This window comes from uncultured Phenylobacterium sp. (assembly GCF_902826855.1).
GTDB lineage: Bacteria > Pseudomonadota > Alphaproteobacteria > Caulobacterales > Caulobacteraceae > Phenylobacterium.
This window is the reverse complement of the sequence record NZ_CADEGK010000054.1, coordinates 21,967-23,205: the sequence shown is the minus strand read 5'-3', so window position 1 is coordinate 23,205 and position 1,239 is coordinate 21,967. Positions and strand designations below refer to the sequence as shown.

Below are 1,239 nucleotides of genomic sequence, written 5' to 3'. Positions count from 1 at the left end.
CCGCCACCAGCCTCCCGCCCCGTAGCGACACCATGCCCCCACCCGAGACCTGGTCCGCTTCCAGATCGTTGGCCGTGATGCGCAGGTCGGCGGCCTGCGCCTGCGCGAGCCGGGCGTAACCGGCCACCTCCAGGTCAAGGTCACCACCCGCCGTCACCCGCTCGAACTCGCTGTCGCCCGCCGCACGAACCAAAATCCGCCCGCCCGCCGTCAAATCCCCCTTCGCCGTGAACCCGCCGGTGAGACTGGTGAGAGCGATGTCGCGGCCGGCAGTCACGGAGTCCAGGCGCGCGCTCGGCGCCGTGAGGCTAGCATCACGCGCCGCCTGGATCTGCAGGGAGCCCGCGGTCTCGCCCCCAAGGTCCGCCACCGCGTCGCGACCGGCCCTCACATCAACCCGGTTCACCATGCCTTCCACGCCACCGCCGCCGAGGCCAAGCCGAGCATCCAGGTCGCTGGAGTCCACCTGCACCACCCGGCCGTTGCCTGCCGTGTCAGGATTGCCGCTGAAGGCCAATCCCACCACGTCTGATCCAAGACCCGTCCCGCGCGCCGAGCCCAGCACCGCATCGCCATGCGTCGCCAGCACATAGACGTCGTCCCCGGCCGTCGCCTGACCCACCCGCGCCTCACCACTGCGCGCCGTCACATAGACGTCGCCCTGACTCCTCACCGTGTCGATACGCACCTGACCTGCGTCCGCCAGCACCTGCCCGCCCAAGACCGAGCCCGCCACCAGCCTCCCGCCCCGTAGCGACACCATGCCCCCACCCGAGACCTGGTCGAAAGTCGCTGCAGCCAGGTTGGTTTCGATATCGCGCCCCGCCTCAACGCGGAGGGCGCCGGTCACCTCGGACAATCCGTCGCCGATCCGCACGTCTCGACCACCCTGAATTTCAAGCGTGCCGGCGACAGCTAGGGTATCGAGTCGCACGTCCTGCTGCGCATGAACGCTACCGGCGCCCCCGATCGAAACCTCCGCCACAGCCACATCCGTAGAGCGGGCGGCCAGGGCGAGATTTTGCACGATGAACAGACTGTTGGCCGCAGCCCGGCGGCCATCCACGGTCACATTGCGCCCGGAAATGACTTGACCCAGGCTGACGTCTCCCGCCGCTACGAAGCGTCCATCTCGCCCTGCAAGGGTGAGCGCCGTGGCGGTCGCATCCACAAGGCCCGCTATTTCGGTATCCTGCCTAGCGGCAGCGGCTAGACCGCGGAAGAGATCTTCCCCGCCCG

The 1,239-nt window shown here is 68.9% G+C and carries 1 protein-coding gene; it reads right to left on the bottom strand.

All coding sequences use genetic code 11. The annotated features are described in order from the left end of the window. On the bottom strand, positions 1-1,171 hold a 1,171-nt coding region (locus tag QZV94_RS09625), incomplete at its 3' end, for a hypothetical protein (RefSeq protein ID WP_293677605.1). Between the last annotated feature and the right edge of the window lie 68 nt (positions 1,172-1,239).